The organism is Janthinobacterium sp. JC611, assembly GCF_018682595.1.
Taxonomy (GTDB): Bacteria; Pseudomonadota; Gammaproteobacteria; order Burkholderiales; family Burkholderiaceae_D; genus Janthinobacterium.
This window is the reverse complement of sequence record NZ_JAFLJN010000085.1, coordinates 119,032-142,027: the sequence shown is the minus strand read 5'-3', so window position 1 is coordinate 142,027 and position 22,996 is coordinate 119,032. Positions and strand designations below refer to the sequence as shown.

Below are 22,996 nucleotides of genomic sequence, written 5' to 3'. Positions count from 1 at the left end.
CTGGCCTTGGCGATGTCGGCCGTGACGCTGCCTGGCTGCACCAGCTCATAGTTGGCCGCGTCCGCGCCCTGCAAACTGAAGCCGCCGAGGATGACGGTCTTGCCATTGCCGGCGTGCTTGTCGGCAAATGCCGCGTTGCCGCCCGTCACGCCGAGCCGGTCGTCGCCCAGCGCCAGCACCGTGGCCGTGCCCGTCAGGGTGGCTTGATTGGTCGCGTCGTAGACTTTGTTGGCCGCGCCCACGCCCGTCACCACCACGCTGGCCTTGGCGATATCGGCCGTGACGCTGCCTGGCTGCACCAGCTCATAATTGGCCGCGTCGGCGCCCTGCAGGCTGAAGCCGCCGAGGATGACGGTCTTGCCGCTGCCGGCGTGCTTGTCGGCAAACGCCGCGCTGCCGCCCGTCACGCCGAGCCGGTCGTCGCCCAGCGCTTGTACGCTGGCCGTGCCCGTCAGGGTGGCTTGATTGGTCGCGTCGTAGACTTTGTTGGCCGCGCCCACGCCGGTGACGATCACGCTGGCCTTGGCGATATCGGCCGTGACGCTGCCTGGCTGCACCAGCTCATAGTTGGCCGCGTCGGCGCCCTGCAGGCTGAAGCCGCCGAGGATGACGGTCTTGCCGCTGCCGGCGTGCTTGTCGGTAAATGCCGCGCTGCCGCCCGTCACGCCGAGCTGGTCATTGCCCAGTGCCTGCACCGTGGCCGTGCCCGTCAGGGTGGCTTGATTGGTTGCGTCGTAGACTTTATTGGCTGCGCCGACGCCTTGCACGTTCAGCGTGGCGCGGGTGATGGTGGCACTGTGCTGGCCACCTTCCAGCGTGTAGTTGCCAGCCAGGCCACCCTGGCCATCGGCCAGCATCAGGGTGCCGTTGTTGATGTGCTTGTTGGCGCCGGCGTTTTTGTTGTCGAGGATGCCGCTGCCGGACAGCACCAGGCTCTCGCCGCTGACCAGTCCGCGCAAGGTCAGCAGGCTGGCGGCCATGTCGCTGCCGCCGTCGTAGGTGCGCATGCCATTGAGGTTGATGATGGCTCGGTTGACCGTCAGCGCACCGGCTTGCAGGTCGATGTCATAACCTTGCTGGCTGGAATACAGATAGCTGCCGTCGGCTTGATAGGTACCGGCGTTGCGTACGTTGCCGTACGGGCCGCTGGCGGCGCTCAGGACGAGTCCGGAGCTGGCGGCGCCGGCTACCGAATACTGCGCATTGTTCAAGCCTCCGACGTAGAGCTTGCCATCATAGGTCTTGCTGACGCCATCGGCCGTCACGGTCAAGGCGGTCAGGAAGCTGCGCAGCAGCGGCGCCGTCTGGCCTTCATAGATGCGCCAGACGGCATGGCTGCCGCCGGTGGACGCCATGTCCCAGCCGTCGAAGCTGGCTTGCGAACGCATCTGTGCATCGCTCAGGCCGCGCACATTGCTCAGCGTGCCTTCGTTTCCACCGATGCCAGGCGCCGTGGCCGTGCCGCTCCAGAAGCTGTTGCGCACGATGCCGAAGTTGTTGCCGACCAAGGCGCCGGTCGTCGCATTGCCGTACACGGCGCCGGTTGCGTAGCTGTTGCTCACGCTGTCATCCGGGTTGCTATTGAAACCAAGCAAGCCACCGACATCGTAGTCGCCGCTGGCCACGCCGCTGGCGTAGCTGTCGACGATGGCGCCGCCCTGGTTGTAGCCGACCAGGCCGCCCGCATTGTCTTTGACGGCGGTGGCGTTGCCGGTGGCGTAACTGCCGCTTACCGTGGCGATGATGCCATCGCCGCCAGTATTGTCTCCTACCAGGCCGCCGACATTGCGAAATCCGCTGGCGTTACCGGTGGCATAACTGCCAGTGATGGTGCCATTGTAGTTCTCGCCCACCAGGCCACCCACGCGGTCCTCCACGCCGACGACCGTGCCGCTGGCGTGGCTGCCGCTGATGGTGCCATGGTCCATTTCACCGATCAGGCCGCCGACCCTGCCGCTGCCGCTGACATTGCCGCTGGCGTGGCTGTCTTTGACGGCGCCCCGGTCGTTCAGGCCGATCAGGCCGCCGATGCTGTCGTCACCGCTGATCGTCCCGGTGGCGTAGCTATTGCTGACCAGGCCGGTATTCGACCCTACCAGGCCGCCAACTTTGTCGTCGCCGCTGATCGTCCCGGTGGTGTAGCTATCGCTGACCAGGCCGGCATTCGAGCCTACCAGGCCGCCAACATAGTCCTCTCCGCTGATGCTGCCGCCGAGCATGCCGACATGGCGGATGACAGAACCTGCCTCGGTGTAGCCGATCAGTCCGACATTCCTGGTATCGGGCAGGTTGATATACAGGCCGCTGATGGTATGGCCCTGGCCGTCCAGGCTACCGGTGAATGCGTTGTCGCGCGTGCCGACGGGAATGAAGCCAGTTTCGCCCCAGACATCCTTGCCGTTCGCCGTGCCGCTCGCATCGATGTTGCCACCTAGCACATACGCGGCGCCCGGCGCCATGGCCATCAATTGCAGCTGATGTGCATTGTGAATAGTGGTCGAATACTCGGATGCCAGCATCGGATACGTGGCGCCGGCCGCGCCGCCAGCATTGTTCAGGCCGCCGTCCACGTTGACCAGCACCCAGTTGTTGCCCGTTGCGCCAGGCGTGGTGGTGAAGTTAAAGCCCGTGAAACTGCTGGCCGTGCGCATTTGCGCGTCCGTCAGGCCCGTGCCGCCACTCGAACTTGCCTGGCCGGTACCGTCGATGGACCAAAAACTATTGCGTGTGGCGGGAACTGCGCTGTTGCTGCCGACCAGGCCGCCCGAGCCGAAACCGCCAGCAGTGATGATCAGGCGGCCCGTGGCGAAACTGGTGTCGATCGATCCCGCGTTGGCGCCGACCAGGCCACCGGTCATGTTTTGGCCCGTCACGCTGCCCGTGGCATAGCTGTTGATGATCTGGCCGAGATTGACGCCTGCCAGTCCGCCGCTTTGCCTTTCGCTGCTGACGGCGCCGGTGGCGTGGCTGTCGATGATGGTGCCACTGTTGCGCGCCACCAGCCCGCCGCTGACGCTTGTGCTGCTGACGTCGAGTGCCGCATAGCTATTCCTGATCGTGCCATGGTTTTCGCCCACCAGGCCGCCAGCGTAATAGTGGGTCTTGATGAGGCCGCCATTCAAACCCACATTCTGGATCAGGGCGTCCTTGGTGGTCATGGAAAACAAGCCGCTGCCGCCGCCGTAACCGGACATCATGCTGAGCTGATCGATGGAATGACCCAGGCCGTCGAAGATGCCGCTAAAGCCCGTGTCCCGGCCCAGCGGCCTGAAGCCCGCGTCGAACCATTCGGGATTCCAGGCGGCAGAGGCGGTGGCGGAGGCGTCGATATTGGCGCCGAGCACATAATTGCCATCGAGCTTGCCATTGATGCCTTGCAAGTCGGTGCCCGTGACACTGCGGTAAGCGCCCAGCTGGGTAATCACCGTGTAGCCGGTGCGCACGCCATCGGCACCCAGCTTGGTGCTGAAGTTTTGCCCGGCGGGCAGATTCACCTGGGCGCCGCTGCCCAGCTGGTACACGGCCGTATTGCCGGCGGCAGCGGCGCCCTGGCCGTATTCCAGCGCCAGGCTGGCCGTGCCGGAACCGTTCAGGTTGGCGTTGATATTGATGTTGCGCTGCGCGTTCAGGGTCAGTTCATTGGCCGACCAGCTGACCTGGTCGTTGACGTGCACGTCGCCGGCCGTCCCGGCGCTGCCTTGCGTGCTCTGGATCACCACATTGCCATTGCGCAGATTGGCCGTCAGGGCGGCGCCGCTGATGTCGCCGCCGCTGGCGGCGATGGTGAAGTCGACGGGGTCGATCAGCCAGGTGCCGGCGCGGCCCTGGGCAGCGGCCGTGCTGATGCGCACGTCGTTGGCGATCTTCACGTGGGCGGCGCTCGTTTCGATGAAGCCACCATTGCCACCATTCGGGGCGCTGGCGTCCAGCGTGCCGGCCACATGGGTGGTGCCGGCGGCCATGCCGCCAAGCAGGACGATGCTGCCATCGTGCTGTTCCACGCTGCGCGCCTCGATGACGCCCGTGTTGTTGACGACGCTGGCCAGCAGGGAATCGCGGGCGCCAGCGCTCATCAGCACCTGGCCGCCATCGGCGCGGATCAGGCCGCCGTTCTCGGCCAGGTTGTTCAGGGTGCTTTGGTCGATCTGCAACTGCAGCAGGCGCGCGCCGTCAAAGCTCAGGGTGGCGGCGCTGCCGGCGCCCAGGGCGACCGTGCCCAGGCGTGCCGAAATGCTGCCCTGGTTGCTCACTTGCCGGCCCAGCAGGGCGATATAGCCGCCATCGGCCGCGCGCAGCGTGCCTTCGTTGATGACCTTGCCTGTGCCATGGCCGGCGAACGCGTGTTTCGAGCCACCCAGGCTGGCGCTGTCGACGTCGAGCGTCGAGGCCACCAGGCCGCCCACATTGACTTGCGCGCCGCGGCCGAACAGCACGCCGTTCGGATTGATCAGGTACACCTGGCCATTCGCGTTGACTCTGCCGAGGATTTGCGTGCCGTTGCTGTCGAAGATGCGATTGACGGCCAGCGCGCTGGCCGAGGGCTGGACGAAGTTGACGGTTTCATGGGCGCCCACGTTAAAGCTGTTCCAGTTCAGCGCTGCCTGCGCGCTGCCCTGGTGGATGGTGGTGGTGCCGCCCTGCTGGCTGATGCTGGCCGTGCCGCCCACCACCTGCCCGCCCGTGGGCGCAGCCAGCGCCGGTCCTCCCAGCGCCAGCGCCGTCATGGCGGCGGCGGCCGCAGCCAGTTTGCGGCGGCTGCCCTTGCCGCGTCCGCGCGAGGTTTCCGCGACGGCGACCCAGGCGCTCAGGACGTGGCTCCAGACGAGGCGATAGATGTGATTCAATGATCCGTGACGATGCATATGCTCGATCCTTGTTGATTTGAAAAACGAATGCCCCAGCGCCAGGCTGGCGTGGGAGGAAATGGGATGAAAATCGCTCAGGAAGGCGTGCGGGGATGGGCGTGGCCGGTGCTGCGGATGAAGAATGAATGGCGATGCATGTTTTCCCTGTGCTGAACGTGGTGGCGCGGATGGCCGGCAGGAAAGCTACGCACTTCCCGGAGGCCATCTATTTTGTTGCTTTTTTAAAAATTGTCATTATAAAAAGCTACAAAAATTTCTGAGCGGAAAGATATCAGAACGGGGAAATTTAAAATTGAGCAAACCTGAGCGATTCCCGACTGATTTAGTCGGGAATGCGGACAGCGATTCAGGCGGGCAGGCGCAGGGCGAAGCTGATGGTGCCGTTGCTGCCGGCGCTGGCCAGGGTGACCTGGCCACCATGCAGTTCGGCGATGCGCTGCACCAGGTACAGGCCCAGCCCGGCGCCTGGCTTGTGCTGGGCGATACGGCCACGAAAGTATTTCTGGAACAGGCGCGGGATCTCATCGGCAGGCAGGGGTTCGCCCGCATTGCTGACGACGATCTGCACGCGGCCGTCGTCGAGCATGGCGGCCTGCATGCGGATCACCTGGGTCTGCGGCGCATGCCGGTCGGCATTGCTCAGCAGGTTGCGCAGGGCCACGCGCAGCAGGCTGGCGTCGGCCACGATGCTGTCGGGTAGTGCCTGCACGCTGGCGTCGATGCGGCCATCGGGCCACTCGGCCAGCACGGCGTGCAGCAGGGCGCGCAAGTCGCATGGCAGAGGACGGAATGTCGCCGCGCTCGTTTCCATGCGGTCGGCGCTCAGGTATTCATCCACCAGCGCCGTCATGCGGCTGCTTGCTTCGCGCAAATTCTGGCAGCGCTGCAGGGTTTTTTCCCGTGGCGCCTCCGTGTTGCGGGCAATTTGCTGGGCCGTGGTGTTGATGATGGCCAGTGGCGTGTGGAATTCATGCGACACCATGGCAACAAAATCCTGCTGTTCTTCGCGCGTGCGGGTTTCCACTTCCAGGGCCGCGCGCAATTCGCCCTCGAGCACGGCGCGCCGGCCGATTTCCTGTTGCAACGCCGCCGTGCGCCGCGCCACCTGCTCTTCCAGGCGTTCATTCAGGGCGCGTACGGCGCGTACGGCCTCGGCCTGTGCCTTGTCCTTGGCGCGACGCAATTCCGCGTAACGGCGGTTGAGGCGCAGGCTCATCAGCATCATGTGCACGAAGGCACCCAGGGTGGCCGCGTGGTTGGTCCAGAAGTTGGGTGGCACGATCGCCATATTGCGCAGGAAACTGACGATGACACCGGCGTAGAAGATGCCGAAAATAAATAGGAAGGCGCGTGCCGGGCGATGCCCGCGCAGCGCCAGCCAGCTGGCCAGGCCGATGAACAGCACGATCAGCGGCAAGGCCGTCATTTGCACGACCAGCACGCCTGCGGCATAGTCGCCGCGCAGCACCAGCAGCGCCCCGAACAGGGCGGCGGCGGCCGTGATGCCCACCACGCCGCGGCTGAAACGGGGATACAGCGCGGGCAGCTCCAGCTGCAAGGTGGAAAAACGCGCACCGACGGCGATGGACATGGCCATCGATACGCCCAGCATGGGGTCGGACAGCCCATTCGGCATGGCGAAGATCTGTTGGGGAATGGCGATCGTCAGCGCTTCCGTGGTGGCATTCGTCAGCACGTACAGCAGGTACCAGCCGCTGTGGGCTTCACGCGTCATGCGCCAGAAAAAGACATGGAACAGGATCAGCAGCAAATAACTGCCGAACTGCAAGCCGTAATACAGGTATTCGCGGCGCGAGGCGTTGTCGAAGGCATCGCTGGGCAACAAGGTCAGCTCCGTCGACATGGCTTTCTTGCTGTGCAGGCGCACCAGCCAGCGCTGCGGCGTATCGGCTTGCAGGCGCAGCGGAAACACCACCTGGCGCGCATCGATGGGCCAGTTGCCGCGTGCCACATCGGCGCCCGCGTGCTGCAATATCCAGCGCCCCGCCGCGTCCCGGCGGTACAGCCGTACATCGTCGAGCACGGCGTTGCTGAAACGCAAGACCCATTCATCGGGGGCGGCGGCCGCGCGCGTCACGTCCAGGCGCAGCCAGACGGCATCCCGCGTGTAGCCGGCGCTGACGGCGCCAGGCAGGGGGCGCCAGCCGGGCGCGGCCTGCGCGGCGTCCGGTCCCAGCCGGCCGGCGGCATCGCGCAGGATTTGCATGTGGCCGCTGGCGGAAACGGCTTGCCCGCTGGCCGGCAGCAACAGTGGCGCAGGCAAGGGCGAGGCATCCCCGGCCAGCGGCTGCAGGGTGACGAACAACAGGAAAATGGCGAGCAGGATTTTCATGGCGCGGGAGCTTACCATGAGGGACGGGACGCCCCTGCGGCTCGCTTCCCGGCAGCATGATGATCGGTTATCCTTGCGCCATGTTGAACCTCATCCTGCTTGAAGACGAAGCCGTGCTGCGCCACGAGCTGACCGAGTTTCTCGGCGATTGCGGCTACCGCGTCAGCGCCGTGGCCGACCTGGCCGCCTTCCACGCCTGCTACACGCCGGCACTGCACCGTATTGCCATCATTGACCTCGGCTTGCCCGATGGCGAAGGCATGGTGCTGGTACGCGCCTTGCGCGCGCAGGGGCAGCCCATCGGCATCGTCGTCTTTACGGCGCGCGGTGCCACGCAGGACAAGGTCAACGGACTGGGCGGTGGTGCCGACTACTACCTGCCCAAGAGCGCCGACCTGGACGAACTGGCCGCCACCCTGGGCGCGCTGGCGCGGCGCCTCGGTGCGCCGACTGCCGCCGCGCCGCCGCCCGCCACGGCCTGGGTGCTGGAACTGGGGCCGCGCCGCCTCTTGCCGCCCGGCTGCGGCGCCATTGCGCTATCGCAACAGGATGTGACGGTGCTGCACGTGCTGATGGCCGAACCGGAACGCATAGTCAGTCGCCAGCAGATCGTGCAATCGCTGGGCGAGGATTTTCTCAGTTACGACCAGCGCCGCCTCGACACCCAGATCAGCCGCTTGCGCCGCAAGGCCGAACAGGCGGCGGGCCTGGCATTGCCCATCAATACCGCCCGCAACGCCGGCTACCGCTTCTATGCCGATGCGCAAGTGCGGCCCTGAACTGCCCGTCTGCCGCCGCCGAGTGGTTGTGGATAAGCCTGTCGATAAGTGGTCTGGCAACTTGTTGGCAAGCTGTGTACAGCCGGTGTGCAAGTTCAGCTGCTGGCACCTGATGATCACTGTCCTCGCTGGCGCAGCGCCTGCGTTGGCCGCCTGACGCCGGTTCCGGGCTGATATTGTGTCATCCTGCCATGGCCTGCGCATGTCATGGCTATGCATAAGCCTGTGGGCAAGTGCGGTATAAGCGGTGGAAAAGCGCCGTATAAGTCTGTGGGGAAGCGGTGGGCAAACGGTGGACAAATCGGCTCGAAGCAATCAAACGGCGATGCGTGTCTCGAATTTGCTGCGAAACGTGGAAAAATAGCTTTTCACATTGCGCACGTTCGCGTGCGCGGCAAACAGGCGGTGCGCCAGCGCGTGGTAGGCGGGCATGTCGGCCACCTGCACCATCAGCACGAAGTCGGGCCCGGGCGAGACGCGGTAGCATTGCAGTACGGCCGCTTCATCCGCCACCAGCCGTTCGAATTCGTCCATGCGCTCGGCCGCCTGCACGTCGAGCGTGATTTCCACGATGGCCGTCAGGCGCGCGCCCACCAGCTGCGGCGCGACGATGGCCACTTGCCGCTCGATGACGCCGCTTTCCCGTAAATGCTTGACGCGCCGCAAACACGTGGGCGCCGAAACGTGCACCGCTTGCGCCAGCTCACTGTTGGTTTGCGATGCGTCAACTTGCAAGGCATTCAGGATGCGACGATCGATCTCGTCGAGGGTAATGTTGCTATGGTTCATGATTTTGATGAATTGAAAAATATATCGAGTTTAAATGAAATATTATTTCACTAGAAAATAGTCGTGAAATATTCAGTCAAAAATACACAGATTTAGAAAGCATATTTCATTCACTCTGCTTTAGCATGCTTGCATTGATGAATTTTTAGACAGAGGTTTCCATGTGCGGCATCGTCGGCGCGGTAGCGCAACGTAATATCACTCCCATCCTGGTCGAGGGCTTGAAGCGCCTGGAATACCGCGGCTACGATTCCTGCGGCATCGCCCTGCATGCGGATGGCCGTTTGCAGCGTTCGCGCTCCACCTCGCGCGTGGCCGAGCTGGAAAAGCAGATCGCCGAAGAAGGCTTGAGCGGTTTTACGGGCATCGCCCACACGCGCTGGGCCACGCATGGCGCCCCTGTCTCGTTCAATGCCCACCCGCACTTTTCCCCAACGGAAGAGAACGCCAGAGTGGCGCTGGTGCACAACGGCATCATCGAAAACCACGACGAACTGCGCGCCGAACTGACGGCCCTCGGTTACGTCTTCCAGAGCCAGACGGACACGGAAGTGATCGCCCACCTGGTCGAGCACATGTACAACGGCGACCTGTTCGAGACCGTGCAGCAAGCCGTCAAACGCCTGGACGGCGCGTATGCGATCGCCGTCTTCTGCCGCGACGAGCCGCACCGCGTGGTGGCCGCGCGCCAGGGTTCGCCCCTGATCGTCGGCCTGGGCAATGGTGAAAATTTTGTCGCCTCCGACGCCATGGCCCTGGCCGGCACGACGGACCAGATCATCTACCTGGAAGAAGGCGACGTGGTTGACCTGCAACTGTCGCGCTGCTGGATCGTCGACGTCGATGGCAAGCCCGTCGAGCGCGAAGTGAAGACCGTGCATGCGCACACGGGCGCGGCCGAGCTGGGTCCGTACCGCCACTACATGCAGAAGGAAATCTTCGAACAGCCGCGCGCCATCGGCGACACGCTCGAAGGCGTGACGGGCATCATGCCGGAATTGTTCGGCGACGACGCGTATAAAATCTTCAAGCAAATCGACCGCGTGCTGATCCTCGCCTGCGGCACCAGCTCGTATGCGGGCATGACGGCCAAGTACTGGATCGAGGCCATCGCCAAGGTGCCCGTCAGCGTGGAAGTGGCCAGCGAATACCGCTACCGCGACAGCGTGCCGCACCCGAATACCCTGGTCGTCACCATCTCGCAAAGCGGCGAAACGGCCGACACCCTGGCGGCCCTGAAACATGCGCGCAGCCTGGGCATGCAGCACACCCTGACCATCTGCAACGTGGCCACCAGCGCCATGGTGCGCGAATGCGCGCTGGCCTACATCACGCGCGCCGGCGTGGAAGTGGGCGTGGCCTCGACCAAGGCGTTTACGACGCAGCTGGCCGGTCTGTTCCTGCTGACTCTGTGCCTGGCGCAAGTCAATGGCCGCCTGAGCGAAGAGCAGGAAGCGGCGCACCTGAAAGCCATGCGCCACCTGCCCGTCGCCATCGCATCCGTGCTGGCGCTGGAACCGCAGATCATCGCCTGGTCCGAGGAATTCGCGCGCAAGGAAAACGCCCTCTTCCTGGGCCGCGGCATGCACTACCCGATCGCCCTGGAAGGCGCGCTGAAGCTGAAGGAAATCTCGTACATCCATGCCGAGGCGTATCCGGCCGGCGAATTGAAACACGGCCCGCTGGCCCTGGTGACGAATGAAATGCCGGTCGTCACCATCGCGCCGAACGACGCCCTGATCGAAAAGCTGAAATCGAACATGCAGGAAGTGCGCGCCCGCGGCGGCCAGTTGTACGTCTTCGCCGACGTCGACTCGCGCATCAGCTCCGGCGAAGGCTTGCACGTCATCCGCCTGCCCGAGCACTACGGCGACCTGTCGCCGATCCTGCACGTGGTCGCACTGCAATTGCTGGCCTACCACACGGCGCTGGCGCGCGGCACGGATGTGGACAAGCCACGCAATCTGGCCAAGTCGGTGACGGTGGAGTAAGCTGGCCGGATTTTGCCTTTCGCTGAAGCGAGACAATAAAGTCCGTCGGAGAACAATAAAGTCCGTCGGGCTTTTTGTTGTTAATGAGAAAAATATTCTCTGTGGCAACATAATTCGTGGCAACATGTATTAGCATCAAATTCGATGCCACAACGCTGACTAAGCCTGCGACTTGCTAACACCTTCAGACCAGTGCGCCCATCAGCGTCCGCAGTTTGTGATTGTGCAATCCAGTAATTGCAGTAATTACAATAATAATGATGTAGACGAATAATAAAGTCGGACAAAAAGCAATAATGTTTTACACAAAGGCGGAGGCGGACATGCTCTCCTGGAGCTTCCGCTTTCTGGAGGGTGTAAATAATATTGTGTAAACGGTCATTTGGCAGGACACTGCCGCCATCAAGGAGATTTAATGACCGTTGTAAAGCGTAACAAGCGGGCCAAGCCCGATCCCGAACTGCTCAAACTGGCCGACAGCCTGTTGGCGAACTACCAGAAGCCGGAGGACCTGATCGGCGAAAACGGCCTGCTCAAGCAGCTCACCAAGATGCTGGTGGAGCGCGCCCTGGAGACCGAAATGACCGATCACTTGGGCCATGATAAGAGCGGCGAGGTAACCAACGGCACCGGCAACACCCGCAACGGCCATAGCACCAAGACCCTCAAGGGCGATTTCGGCGCGCTGCCGTTGGACGTTCCCCGCGACCGCCAGGGGACGTTCGAGCCGCAGATCGTGGTCAAGAACCAAACCCGCTGGGCCGGTTTCGACGACAAAATCATCTCGCTCTACGCGCGCGGGCTGAGCGTGCGAGAGATTCAAAGCCACCTGGAGGAGATGTACGGCGCCGAGGTCTCACCCACCCTCATCTCCAACGTCACGGACGCCGTCAGCGAGGATGTGAAGCTCTGGCAGGCTCGTCCGCTCGACGCCGTGTACCCGATCCTGTATCTCGACTGCATCCACGTCAAGGTGCGCGACAACGGCGCCGTGCGCACGAAGGCGGTCTACCTGGCCATCGGCGTCAACATGGAAGGCCACAAGGAAGTCCTGGGCCTCTGGATCTCCCAAACCGAAGGCGCCAAGTTCTGGCTGCAGGTCGTGACCGAACTCAAAAATCGCGGCGTGCAGGATATCTTCATCGCATGCGTCGACGGCTTGAAAGGCTTCCCGGACGCCATCGAGGCGGTCTATCCGCAGGCCGCCGTCCAACTATGCATTGTGCATATGGTACGCAATAGCTTGAACTTCGTTCCTTGGAAAGCGCAGAAGGAAGTGGCCGCCGATCTGAAGCTGATCTACAGCGCGGCCACCGCCGACGAGGCTGAACTCAGGCTGACGGAATTCGAGGAAAAATGGGATAAACAGTATAAACCAATAAGTCAGTCATGGCGCCGCAACTGGGAACGCGTCATCCCATTCTTCGACTACCCGCCGGAAATCCGCAAGGTGATTTACACCACGAACGCGATTGAATCGATTAATATGAGCCTGCGAAAAGTCACCAAGACCCGCAGTTCCTTTCCGACCGATGAGGCTGTGAGCAAACTGTTTTACCTCGCGCTGAACAACATCAGCAAGAAGTGGACGATGCCAATACGGGACTGGAAAGCAGCGCTGAACCGCTTCGCCATCCAGTTTGAGGACCGGGTGCCGCAGGCTTAAACGAAAACCCGTTTACACAGAATTCAGTACATCCCCCAGCAGCGCGTATCCTCGCGGCGCAGTTGCGCTGGTCATTGTTCTATTGGCCGGTGATACCGTCGTCGCCTTAGCATGGTGGCGTAGCAAATAAAATTAGCGTGGGACTCTGGGCCTCGGACGCTGCAAGCATGTATATACATGTTCGTCGTTCCCCTTAAAGGTTAATCCTGTATCACTGTCACTTCAAGCCTTGGAGTGGCGTTCATTGGTGGCTTTTCTGACGATGAATGAATTACCTTTTGAGCATTGATGCAAAGGGAGAGCACTTCACTGATTCGTTCCAAGGTCGTGTAGGGAGCCCCTGTTCCTCCGTAAGCAGTTCGAAAAATATTCCATTGCTCAAATATTGCTTGACTCATTAGTGCCACGTTATTGTCTGTTTTACTCTTGATTGCCAACACACAGTCAGACAATACGACCGACTTGCATTTCGGCAGAATTGCAACTTTCTCCTGAGTAACCAATCCTACTCGTGGTAGAAGAATTGCCGGCCCGTTCACTACGTGCCTAAAGTTCACGGTGGGACAGCTAAGAAAATTTACTCGATTCCTTGATAGATTCGACGTGTGAACTAGGGGATATCCACCTACAGATGCCCACTTATCTACCGTGTGCATCTGCAATTTACCTCTAAAGATCTCAAGATCAGAATTTACGACTGGCGTCTCTAATGGCCGCACCATTCGGCCAATATGATGATGGTGAAGAATTGCAATTGTTGTCGATGCTGCGATACCTTTGAAGGTGGACCTTGGGTTCGATTGGATTTTTTGCACAGCGAAGTGCAACTTGATTCGATCCCAGGCAGTTCTATCCCTCTGACTAATAAAGCAGCTATCAGGCAAGATCGCAACCATATATCCACGCGGAGCCAAGAACCGCAACGCACGAAGCAAAAATGTCATTGTGCTGCCGGCGGTCACCTGTGATCCAAAAAATTCAGATTCTATTTTGCCTTTCCCTCTTTCACTAAACGGGGGGTTGATGAGGATACAGTCAACCTCCTGCTGAAATGAGACAAGCTTGGACCGTTGCAAAGAATTTTCAGAAAGAAAATCAACGGTACTCAGCCTCCACCCGTTCTGTGCCCGTCGGAGCTTTCTGATGAGATTGGCGTCGATGTCATTTGCGATGAACTGCGACTCCGGCCAACGCTTGCTGGCCTCTGACAATAGAGCTCCATCTCCACAGGCAAAATCCGCTATGGAGTGTGGGCAAAACTGAGCTGGCAGCCCAAGGATCATTTGGTGGGCTATTCCCGGTGGCGTGTAATGTGCGTCTAGCATGCTAGGTCATTGATACTTCCTCCGCCGACGCGGTCAATAATCTTTGGTCTTTTTTTGATTTCATTATTGCGGAAACGTGATAGACATGCAGCCTCTCAGTTCCGTCGGTCCTGCCTCGTTTACGAATAGGATGATCGTAAACCAATTCTGTCGCACAAAAATCACCAAGATGGAACAAAACCGCGCCCAATGCATGAGGCTTCGTTCCCACCAAAGCGATTCTCATCGCCCTACCTGGCGATTCTTCGTGCAAGTCTTTCAAACGATAAAAACAGCTAAATGGACAATGGGCTGGCGCATACAAAACCGCCTGCCAAATTGAGTTTTCTGCAAGCGTAGTGCGATTGCCAAGGAAAGTCTCAAATAGGTACGAGGGCTTAAATCCAGGCACACCGACAATCGGAACAATATCTTCGTAGTTGGGATCGATGTTCTCAATAATGTGTTTGAGCCTTGTTCCTTCAAAGCCCAGTAGGCATGCGAAGAGCGGATTAACATGGCTCTTTGCTGAGAGTACTGCAAAGCCAGGTAACGGGGCTATCCCGTTAATACGCGAGCTCAGTTCATAAATTTGCCCATCGACAGGTGCAGCGCTACGCATGTAATTATTGGGTTCTACATACACGAATAGCACTTCAAATGGAAGTTTCGTAGCTTCGCGTAATAAAGCAGCCCAAACTGGATGCGTAAGTCCAGTCATATCGACATAAACTTTCCGAGCTCCGGCCGCTCTTTCCCAGAACTTGGAGAAGCTCGCTTGTGATCGAAGAAAGTACGGTGCGCTTTCGGCTATTACGCTGAATTCACTCGGCGTTTCAGAGACTATCTGCACAAAAACGACGTTTGGATTTTCGTTTTTTAACCTCGTTACGTGCAGAGCCCGTTCTTCCGTACCATCACCATAAACAAAGAGGCTTCCGGCTTCAGGATTGAATTCTGCGACGTTGGAGTATGTGTCAGTCAAAATAGGTTGGTTTTCAGTCGCCTGCATAGTAAGAATCAAAAAGTTGCAATTGGTCTGGCAAATTATCAATCTCCGTGCGATTCGTACCAGCCAAAATCTTCTTGATGGTTTGCTTTGGCTCATCAATTAGTCCCAGCAGCTGGCTTCCGTTGATTGTCAGCTGCCGCTTTTTTCTGTGGCTGAATACAAAGAACGGAGCGAAGATGGGATGCATCATATAATCATATGCCCTCGTGTCAGCGTCTTCCGTTGCCTTATTTCCTGAAAATCTAATTAAGGCCAGATGCATTACAGCTTGGTGTAGCGTATTTTGAATCCGTAGTTCTTTTTCTGGATCAACTTTTTCTTCAGCCAAATGGAATTGGTTTGTCTCTGGCGTATGTCCATTGGGGTCTGCAGCAAAGACCTGGAAAACTCTCCCCAAGCTCAGAAGTAACTTGGTTAGTCTCCCACCCTCGACACTTAATCCTTCCAATTCTGCCAAGTTCTTACGTCCAACGAATTCGGCTGCTTCTGTTTGCGCCTCGAAGCTGATCGGACTCAAAATGTTGTTGGAGGCCTCCTTGTGGCGCAAGAAAGCCTCGTTAACCAGTTCTAGCAAATATCGAATATTTCCATGTGAAAGCGTCACAAAAACATTCCATCCCGCATAGTACTTTCTGATACCCCGTTTTCCTTTTCGAATAGCAAATAATGAGGCATAAAAATGATTGTTGAAACGGTCTTTCCATTGTTCTTTGTCCGCAATACGAGACTTCACGCATTCAACAAACGAATCGTTTTTTGGGTTCTTTGACCAGTACTCCAAGAAGTAAAGTTCGCTAGGCCTCAAAGCTTTTGCCGCTTTCAGCTCGCTCGTTGAAAGTTGCGATTTCAACTTGACAAGGAGCCCTTCCGAATAACCTTTTTCCAAAAGCAAATCCCCTTCGTCTAGATCCGTTATTCCGGGGAGGAAGTGTGCGGGCGTCGAGAACTCACTTGAAATTCGGCTCAAGATCACCTTTTCAGCGAATTCAGAAAACCTTGCTTCCGTAAAATGATCACTGATATTGAGACGTTCGTAGTCAGCTGGTGAACGTAGTTGCTCGTTGGAATTCAAGGTAGCTCTCTGCCGCCAGCCTAGTTCTCGTACGCCAATTTTGAATGTGTAATTTTTATTTGCATGCTTGATAATCGTATTAAAGACTCGCTGCTGGTAGTCTTCTAGATTTTCAAACTCATCGATAAGGAAGAAGAATTGACGACCGTTGATCTGCTTGCACGTTGACAAGGCGTCAGCAAGAATATCTAGAGGGGCACCCAGCATGCTTAAAAACGTAGCTGGCTTATCCGCGATTGTATTTATTGATGCCTCGAATTGCAAAATAAGCAACTCTATTTCTTCGGCTAAAGCGTCTACGCTGTCGACTGTCGGGATGTTCAGGGTCGCGCAGATAGCTCGCATCTTCGAAGTACTAACTTCTACGGCTGTACCTTGCAAATTGCCAGCCCATCTCACACAATCAAGCATTAACTGGCATAGGCTCAAATTAAGGTAATGAGAAAAATAGATGATCCATTTGTCTTCTTTTAACTCTGGTCCTTTGAATGCAGTGACGCGATTAGTATTGACACGCCAATACAAACCAAAGAATGCCCAATCTTTGATCTTTTCAGGATCTTTACCACTAAGAACATATTGCCCTTGATAGGACAGCCCCATCAATACAGTTGTTTTCCCTGTTCCCCGTCCACCAATAAGCACACACGGCCTTTTGGTTTCTAGTTCACGAAAATAATATGGTTCTCGAAAGAGCTCATACAATTTTTCGTCGAGCCACTCAGCTTTATATAAGCCGAGCATATTGCCGATATCTTTTTTATTATTCTCGTGCGTCATCTTGATCGCGCCTTAGAAACGAATTAGTGGCTTCCAACCATTGATTGTAGTGGTGAAAATAGGCAGCGTTGCGTCAGGTGCGTACTCATTGAAGCCAAGAGCCAAACCGAGTTTCTGAAAACCCTGCCAGCACCCTTGCTCTCCATTTAAGTCACGCAAACCGGCCCTGAAACTAACTTCGCGAACGAATTCTGGTCCCTCTGAACTCATGTCCTTTCTCCAAATTTCCGAGTCGGTCGAAAGTGCACTGTGTCTTGAATCGTAGAAGTGAGCAGGGACAATTTTCACAGTAGGGCAATCTCGTTCAATATTTTTTTTGCCTTCTTCGGTACAGATTACTGGGCAGTAATAAAAGCGACCTGTGAGGCCTGCCAGCTTTGAGATTTGTTCGAAACTTGCTTCAATACCAGCTACGTTATTTGGGCGCTTCCATGTCTCAATAAATTGACGCCCCGATCCGACAAAATCGTCAACGAAGACAATATTGCAGGGTGGGGAGCCATGTGTCATGAGAATTGAAGCATTTTCGTGTGTAACAATACGATCTTCAGGTATACCTAGCTTGGTACGAGCTAGCCGGGCGTAAATATATCCGCTGTCGGAGTCATTAGGAATCTCCCCAGTTACACGAACAATCAGGACCGAATCTACAAAAGACTGCCATTGTTGTTGGGCCCCCAGATAGTCGCTTTTGTCAGTCACAACGACTTGCGACAAGCTAAGGAAGGCCGTTCGGAACATCTGGGCCATCAACTCGTGAGAAAAGTATGTAAATCCTTCCAATAGCCTAAGTGCAAGTTTAATTTCTTTGTCTTCAAAGTTGCTCATCCAGCCAACTGGATCAAAAATACTTTTCTTCGGCCATAGACCTACCTGTACTAAGTACTGCCACCGCTCTACAGGGAGTTCTTTTTGTGTCATGTTTATCCCGCAATGCCGTATCTATGCTTTCGCCTTATAGCATTCGCTGAGCGCGCTATAGAGTAGGTCAGAATATTGCAGATCCCGGCTATCAATTCCAACTGCTAGGTCTACAAGCCACTCATTATCCTCACGGCCATCCCAAATCTTCAAATATGTACCCTGGGCATATCCATGATCTTGGCGAAATTTGTTCAGCACATTTTTTTGCACGTAGCTAGTAAACAGGTCTGGCAGGGACAATCCTGCTCCGCTCATTAGTTGAGCAAAAGAATCAACGTCAAATGCTTTGGTCTCCAGTACCTTTGACGCGAGTTTTTCTACAAGCGTGATAAGCTCATTGGCCGACACTGCCTCAGCCTTTTCAAGTTGAGGCATCTGTGCTGAAAGCGCCGAAACGGCGGCGTCCACCGACTCATGCTTCTCTAGTACTGCACTTAGGCCGAAATGCCAGATATCGATGATTTCCAGCTTCACCTGTTCAAGATTCGGCTCCTTTTTTTTCCACCATTTCCAACCGATATGATCTATTAGCTCAGCGCATTCTGTCCAAATCGCTCGGTACCAAGGATTTCGAGCTTCTCGCCATTGGATATTGATTTTATGATTTATGGCCTCTTGAAGAGACAGCATTGTCCGAAGCATTTCTAAGGTTCGGTACTCGTTCATGGCAACTCCATCAAGATTGGTGCATATTGACCACAAGATTTAATTTCCAAAAAGCAACAAAAAAGCCCAAAGAACATCTTCTTTGGGCCTTCTCTCTAGCAATGAGGATCAGGGAACAGTCGTTGCTAGTTCTTGATGGATAGCTTCATCAGCTGCACGAATAGACTCCACGCTCCTTCGAACAGCCTGAACCCTGCTGACCAAGCCAGCGTCTAGTACCGGTACCAAGCCGGCAGCCTTCAATTTTTCTTGTACAGATGCAATCACATCCGCATCGTCGGGGCGCATGATTCTTGACGTTAAGCGAATTGTTGTCATTTTCCATCCTTTCTAGGTATGGCGTGGCGAAGTATCTCGCATACTACATATTATATCCAGTCGGGGATCTGAGCAACCTTTAAAGGAACGGTCGAAACCAGCGTCAGCTTCTTCGTTCGCTCCAAGTCTGACCTGTTGTCCAATGTATTTTGGGTAATGTTTCTTGATTTCAATGTCAGAAGCATTCCATGACATGAGTGCGGCAGATTCAATTCTTGCGTCCGTCCCCCTGAATCTCTCCACAATCCGATTGAGCGAACCGGCCGACTTTCCATCCAGTTAGAGCGGTCAACCATTCCGATACACGACAGCGTCAAGACTGAGGATCCAGGATCATCTGCCAGAACGGTGGCATACCTGCCTGGCCAGCGCGTTGCAAGCTGCGGGCCGTCCATGAGAAGTGCGAAAACCATGTTCGGCCCGACAGCTCGAATCACTGACATGGCTGGATCCGCCCTCGCAAGATCTTCACATATCAGTACTGAGAGTGAAATGTCCTTTCTGATGGCGAAAAATGGAAGCGTTCGCTTAGATACGTCTATGGACTCCCACCATTGCTTCGAGCGACTCCCTACTTCTGACCTCGAAGTGTCCGGAAAATTCAAAGCATAGCGTCGCGCTTGAGTTTCATCAATCCGCCAACGATGGTGCTTGGATTGCTCTTTCATCATCAGCGCAACCTTTTCGTCGCGATTGGAGAACAGGTAGGTCCGAGCTATATTGCGATCTCCCTCTTCTAGTTTTTTCAATACCCCAGTGATGAAGAATTCAATATTTTGATCCTTAAGCACATCCGCAACTTCATCTGCAAGCTTTGCCGATAGTGCGCACTCAGGCATTACGATGCCGTGGATTTGGGCTCCTCCCGACTCTTTCCTAGCGTTTTCCAGTAAGGGAATAAGTAAGCAAGTAACAAAAGATTCCGCAGAAATTTCCTCGTTACCCTTACCAGTTTTAAGCCAGTCTTGACTCAAACCAAAGAATCCGGGGGTCGATGCAAACTTGTTTAGCTTCATTTTGTCATGCTTTAAGGAGAAGCTAGATTCAGGAATATGAAAAGGGAAAGGTACTGTCAAGATCCGTATTAATCCATTTGGGCCATCGGGCCTATCAGCAATTGACCAACTCGGCTCGACTTGTGTTGACCCGGGCAACAACGCCAGATGATGGCTCAGAGATCGAACCGTACAACCGACGTTTGCGGTCATCGACTTGGGCAAAACAATTGCCAAATCAGTACGTACTAAAGAACATAAGGAAACCGGTCTATACGGAAGATAGGGTAAATCGCCTGTCGTCAACGAGGGCTTCGCAGCAGGTGATTGATCAAGAAAGCTGGTAACAACAAGTTCGTTAATCCCACTGCTTGTTGAGTCGACAGACCATCCAATTCCATCGCAGGCCTCATCCGCGATCGCAAACAATTTGAGCAGCGTCTGAGTAAGGCATGGCTTATCGCAGACCTGATTCATATCCGTGCTGTCTGCTTCGGAGATTAAGCTTTCCCACAACGCTTGAACTGCGGGCGGAACTTCGGAAAAAGTGTCCCAAGATTTTGCGGCAGCAAATACTTCTTCCAAGTACTTGGAATGCTTTGCTAGCTGCCCTAAGTCAGGGCCCGCCAGCGTGTAGCAACTTGATCTATCGATTATGGATCCGACCACGGCAAATAGGTCCGGCGGCCATGTTGGACATTGCGTGTATCCTTGAGGCATATCACTTTCGCTTTGCACGAACTCTTCAGAAGCGCCCACCTTTAACAATAACTTTACTTTTGTACCCTCAGGCAAAAGACTCTTTATAACATCAATGACCTTCATCGGCTCCCCCGTTTCGGTTCTATACTTTTCATTGCCGTAAGCAATCAATGTCAGATGTCGTCTAGGCTAGTAAAAACGAGTTCCACCAAACTGACCGCGTTGACGTCGGGCCATGCTGGATAGTCGCTCGCAACACCTGTCATAGATTTCATCGTAACTCATTCCGACCGTCATATAGTACTTGATGTATGGCGGAGTAGATTTAAGTACTACGAGTGTTAAATTGCGCTGAACTTTGACCCGGAATTTGCATCGAATTCTGACCCTCTAGGAATGGATTACTCAGGCGGATCTGAGCCGAGACCTCCTTTCTTTTGCGATGGACTGAGTCAAGCTATTCTTGAAGCGATAGCTGTCATTGCCCGTTTCGATGATGTGGCAGTGGTGCGTTAGCGTCGGACGGTATTGCGTGAGATATCCAGTCGCCTAGCGATTTCTCGTATTGGGATCTGGTCACGAAGGTGGGCACGCCTACGACGATGGCCATACCCTAAGTCCGTTTGGGGTTAGGGGCATCACGCGCTCAGCTGATTTGTGCAACAAAGCCCGGCTGATCTATATCTTCTGCGAAGACCGGCAAGTGCATACGCTGACGCTGGCTTAGAATCGCAACGTTTTTGCCGTGGTTCGGCTCCGCGTCGGGAGCCTCCAAACTGGTGTCAGAAACTTCTTTTCGTAGCAGCCCGACGGACTTTCGCCGCATTGAGTTTAGCTAAACCGGTTTTTCGGAATCTCCGACGGACTTTACAAGGTTACGTGCCCGGAAAAAAAGCCTAAAAAATCATAAGCTTAGAATTTCTCCTTCCGACGGACTTTATTGTCTCGACTCATCGCTGCGAAACAATAACAAGGTCCGACACTCATTGGTGTTGACGCTGGCGCTGAATCGCCCAACCCCTACGCACAACCCTTCATATCCCGCATTGGGCCGATGTATGGGGATTGCGTAGGGGCCAGAAAATACCCACGCTGGGAAATACGGCGCCAGCACCAAAACTCTTCTACGCCCCGACTAGTCGTTACGCGTAGACCTGGGGCATCTGCAACGAGCGTCCTTACGCTGAGAAACCACCGTCAATGCTTAAGCTCGCGCCGGTGATATATCCGGCTTCCGGTCCCGCGAGATAGGCAACAAAGCCAGCAATTTCTTCAACGTTACCGTAACGCCCCAGCGCCATTGATGCTTTCAGCTGGGTGGCAGTTTCACTATCAGCGGGGTTCATCTCCGTGTCGACGGGGCCGGGCTGGACGTTATTCACCGTGATCTTGCGTGGCCCCAGGTCGCGCGCCATCCCCTTGGTCAGCCCGACAAGAGCCGACTTGCTCATTGCGTATATGGAACCACCTGCAATAGGAATACGGTCGGCGTTGATGCTGCCGATATTGATGATGCGGCCGCCTTCGCTCATATGGCGTGCAGCCTCCTGGCAGGCAACAAAAACACTGCGTACGTTGACCGCCAGCGTACGGTCAAGGTCCGCCAGCGTGAGTTCTTCCAGGGTACCCCATGACAGAACGCCTGCGCTATTGACCAGAATGTCCAATCCGCCAAAATGCGCTACGGTTTGACGTATTGCTCCCTGTAACGCGTTGGGATCAGCACTATCAGCCTGGATGGCAATTGCCTTGCCACCCGCATTGGTAATTTCGGCAGCTACTTTTTCTGCTCTTTCGCCAGAGGAAATATATGTGAACGCAACTGCGGCTCCGTCCTGCGCCAGCCGCTTGACGATCGCCGCGCCAATTCCGCGGGAACCTCCTTGTACAAAGGCAATTTTGCCTTGAAGACTACGCATACTTTCCATGTAAAACTCCTTCTGTGGGTTGAATAAGTTGACATTGCATTTTGCTAAACCTACGGAACAGGCTGCGGCCTCTCGGCTGGACGACTCGTGTATATTGGTCCATGGACACTTTTTTGATAAATTGCCAATTTATACATAAAAATAAATTGGGCGTATTGTACCTTTTTCATGACTATGGCCCCATCTGACGTTCATCCTGAACCGCACTCCAATTCGCAACAGATTTTTGGCTTAATCCTGATGGCGGTGGCTTGGTTTGGTGTCCTCCTGCAATTGTGGATATCGTTGAATCTTGCCCATCCAAATGGAAAAATAATCATGGCAGGTCTTGTGAAATACTTCGGTTTCTTCACCGTCATCACAAATATTTTCGTCGCACTCACATTGAGCATGCCGGCGTTGGCGCCTGCAAGCAGGATAGGTCGTTTCTTTGCCCGTCCCCAAGTACTGGCATGCGCCGCCGCGAATATCGCCTTTGTTGGATTGGCCTACCACATCCTGTTACGGGACCTTTGGAATCCGGTCGGCTTACAGTGGCTTGCCGATCAAATTCTTCATTACCTGACACCGCTGGCCTTCTGTACTTACTGGCTGCTTACTCGCTCAAAGATGGTGTCGCTGCCTTGGTGGTCCCCGCTGGCGTGGTCCTCCTATCCGCTGCTGTACTTCATCTACTCTCTCATTCGTGGCGCCGTTCTTGGAATCTACCCATATCCATTTATCGACGCCACGTCCATTGGTTATGCCATGGCGCTACGCAATGCGTTTGGCCTATGGTTTGCCTTCTTGTTGCTTGCCTGGCTATTCCTCCTCCTTGCCAATCTCGGTGTTCGCCGCAAGTAATGCAAACTA

Annotated in this window: 16 protein-coding genes and 1 pseudogene; 5 read left to right on the top strand and 12 right to left on the bottom strand. The window is 56.1% G+C overall.

Features of this window, described 5'->3' with window-relative positions:
- Window positions 1-4,862 (bottom strand): YDG domain-containing protein (locus J0O65_RS27380; RefSeq protein ID WP_215410263.1); only part of this gene is annotated, 4,862 nt, incomplete at its 3' end.
- Between the two features lie 128 nt (window positions 4,863-4,990).
- On the opposite strand from J0O65_RS27380, the gene J0O65_RS28220 reads away from it, so the two are divergent.
- Complete coding sequence (locus J0O65_RS28220; RefSeq protein ID WP_285896829.1) at window positions 4,991-5,125, top strand: hypothetical protein; 135 nt, start codon at window positions 4,991-4,993, stop codon at window positions 5,123-5,125.
- 86 nt (window positions 5,126-5,211) lie between these two features.
- Here J0O65_RS28220 and J0O65_RS27375 read toward each other — a convergent pair whose 3' ends face one another.
- Window positions 5,212-7,218 carry a sensor histidine kinase gene (locus J0O65_RS27375; RefSeq protein ID WP_215410262.1) on the bottom strand — a complete coding sequence of 669 codons (2,007 nt, stop codon included), beginning with the start codon at window positions 7,216-7,218 and terminating at the stop codon, window positions 5,212-5,214.
- Between the two features lie 80 nt (window positions 7,219-7,298).
- Between J0O65_RS27375 and J0O65_RS27370 the strand changes: the two genes are divergently transcribed.
- Window positions 7,299-7,997: a response regulator transcription factor gene (locus tag J0O65_RS27370; RefSeq protein WP_215410261.1), complete on the top strand. Its 699-nt coding sequence runs from the start codon at window positions 7,299-7,301 to the stop codon at window positions 7,995-7,997.
- A 315-nt stretch (window positions 7,998-8,312) separates the two neighbouring features.
- Here J0O65_RS27370 and J0O65_RS27365 read toward each other — a convergent pair whose 3' ends face one another.
- Window positions 8,313-8,786: an Lrp/AsnC family transcriptional regulator gene (locus J0O65_RS27365; RefSeq protein ID WP_215410260.1), complete on the bottom strand. Its 474-nt coding sequence runs from the start codon at window positions 8,784-8,786 to the stop codon at window positions 8,313-8,315.
- A 161-nt stretch (window positions 8,787-8,947) separates the two neighbouring features.
- On the opposite strand from J0O65_RS27365, the gene glmS reads away from it, so the two are divergent.
- Together glmS and J0O65_RS27355 are read left to right on the top strand one after the other, a co-directional pair.
- The gene (glmS, locus tag J0O65_RS27360; protein WP_215410259.1) at window positions 8,948-10,777 is read left to right on the top strand and encodes a glutamine--fructose-6-phosphate transaminase (isomerizing); all 1,830 of its coding nucleotides are present in this window, start codon (window positions 8,948-8,950) and stop codon (window positions 10,775-10,777) included.
- A 415-nt stretch (window positions 10,778-11,192) separates the two neighbouring features.
- Complete coding sequence (locus J0O65_RS27355) at window positions 11,193-12,443, top strand: IS256 family transposase (RefSeq protein ID WP_215410258.1); 1,251 nt, start codon at window positions 11,193-11,195, stop codon at window positions 12,441-12,443.
- 200 nt (window positions 12,444-12,643) lie between these two features.
- Here the strand turns inward: J0O65_RS27355 and J0O65_RS27350 are convergent, their stop codons facing one another.
- The 9 genes and pseudogenes from J0O65_RS27350 to J0O65_RS27310 form a co-directional block, all read right to left on the bottom strand.
- Window positions 12,644-13,768, bottom strand: coding sequence for a methyltransferase (locus J0O65_RS27350; protein ID WP_215410257.1), 1,125 nt, complete (start codon window positions 13,766-13,768; stop codon window positions 12,644-12,646).
- Window position 13,769: 1 nt separating this feature from the next.
- Window positions 13,770-14,759, bottom strand: coding sequence for a hypothetical protein (locus tag J0O65_RS27345; RefSeq protein WP_215410256.1), 990 nt, complete (start codon window positions 14,757-14,759; stop codon window positions 13,770-13,772).
- The gene (locus J0O65_RS27340) at window positions 14,746-16,611 is read right to left on the bottom strand and encodes an ORC-CDC6 family AAA ATPase (protein ID WP_215410255.1); all 1,866 of its coding nucleotides are present in this window, start codon (window positions 16,609-16,611) and stop codon (window positions 14,746-14,748) included. The genes J0O65_RS27345 and J0O65_RS27340 overlap by 14 nt, the downstream gene beginning before the upstream one ends.
- A gap of 12 nt (window positions 16,612-16,623) precedes the next feature.
- Window positions 16,624-17,532 (bottom strand): phosphoribosyltransferase-like protein, encoded by a 909-nt coding sequence (locus tag J0O65_RS27335; protein ID WP_215410254.1) that lies wholly within the window; start codon window positions 17,530-17,532, stop codon window positions 16,624-16,626.
- A gap of 21 nt (window positions 17,533-17,553) precedes the next feature.
- The gene (locus J0O65_RS27330) at window positions 17,554-18,201 is read right to left on the bottom strand and encodes a dUTP diphosphatase (protein WP_215410253.1); all 648 of its coding nucleotides are present in this window, start codon (window positions 18,199-18,201) and stop codon (window positions 17,554-17,556) included.
- Window positions 18,202-18,569: 368 nt separating this feature from the next.
- The gene (locus J0O65_RS27325) at window positions 18,570-20,339 is read right to left on the bottom strand and encodes a hypothetical protein (protein WP_215410252.1); all 1,770 of its coding nucleotides are present in this window, start codon (window positions 20,337-20,339) and stop codon (window positions 18,570-18,572) included.
- A gap of 282 nt (window positions 20,340-20,621) precedes the next feature.
- Window positions 20,622-20,732: pseudogene (locus J0O65_RS27320) on the bottom strand (ATP-binding protein); the annotation flags it as partial.
- On the bottom strand, window positions 20,729-20,773 hold the full coding sequence (locus J0O65_RS28340; protein WP_353056255.1) for a hypothetical protein: 45 nt from the start codon (window positions 20,771-20,773) through the stop codon (window positions 20,729-20,731). The pseudogene J0O65_RS27320 and the gene J0O65_RS28340, both read right to left, overlap by 4 nt.
- 621 nt (window positions 20,774-21,394) lie before the next feature.
- A complete protein-coding gene (locus J0O65_RS27310) occupies window positions 21,395-22,144 on the bottom strand; it encodes a 3-oxoacyl-ACP reductase family protein (RefSeq protein WP_215410251.1) in 750 nt (249 codons plus the stop codon).
- A 168-nt stretch (window positions 22,145-22,312) separates the two neighbouring features.
- Here J0O65_RS27310 and J0O65_RS27305 point away from each other — a divergent pair, with 168 nt between their 5' ends.
- Window positions 22,313-22,987: a Pr6Pr family membrane protein gene (locus J0O65_RS27305; RefSeq protein ID WP_251374028.1), complete on the top strand. Its 675-nt coding sequence runs from the start codon at window positions 22,313-22,315 to the stop codon at window positions 22,985-22,987.
- Window positions 22,988-22,996: the final 9 nt, after the last annotated feature.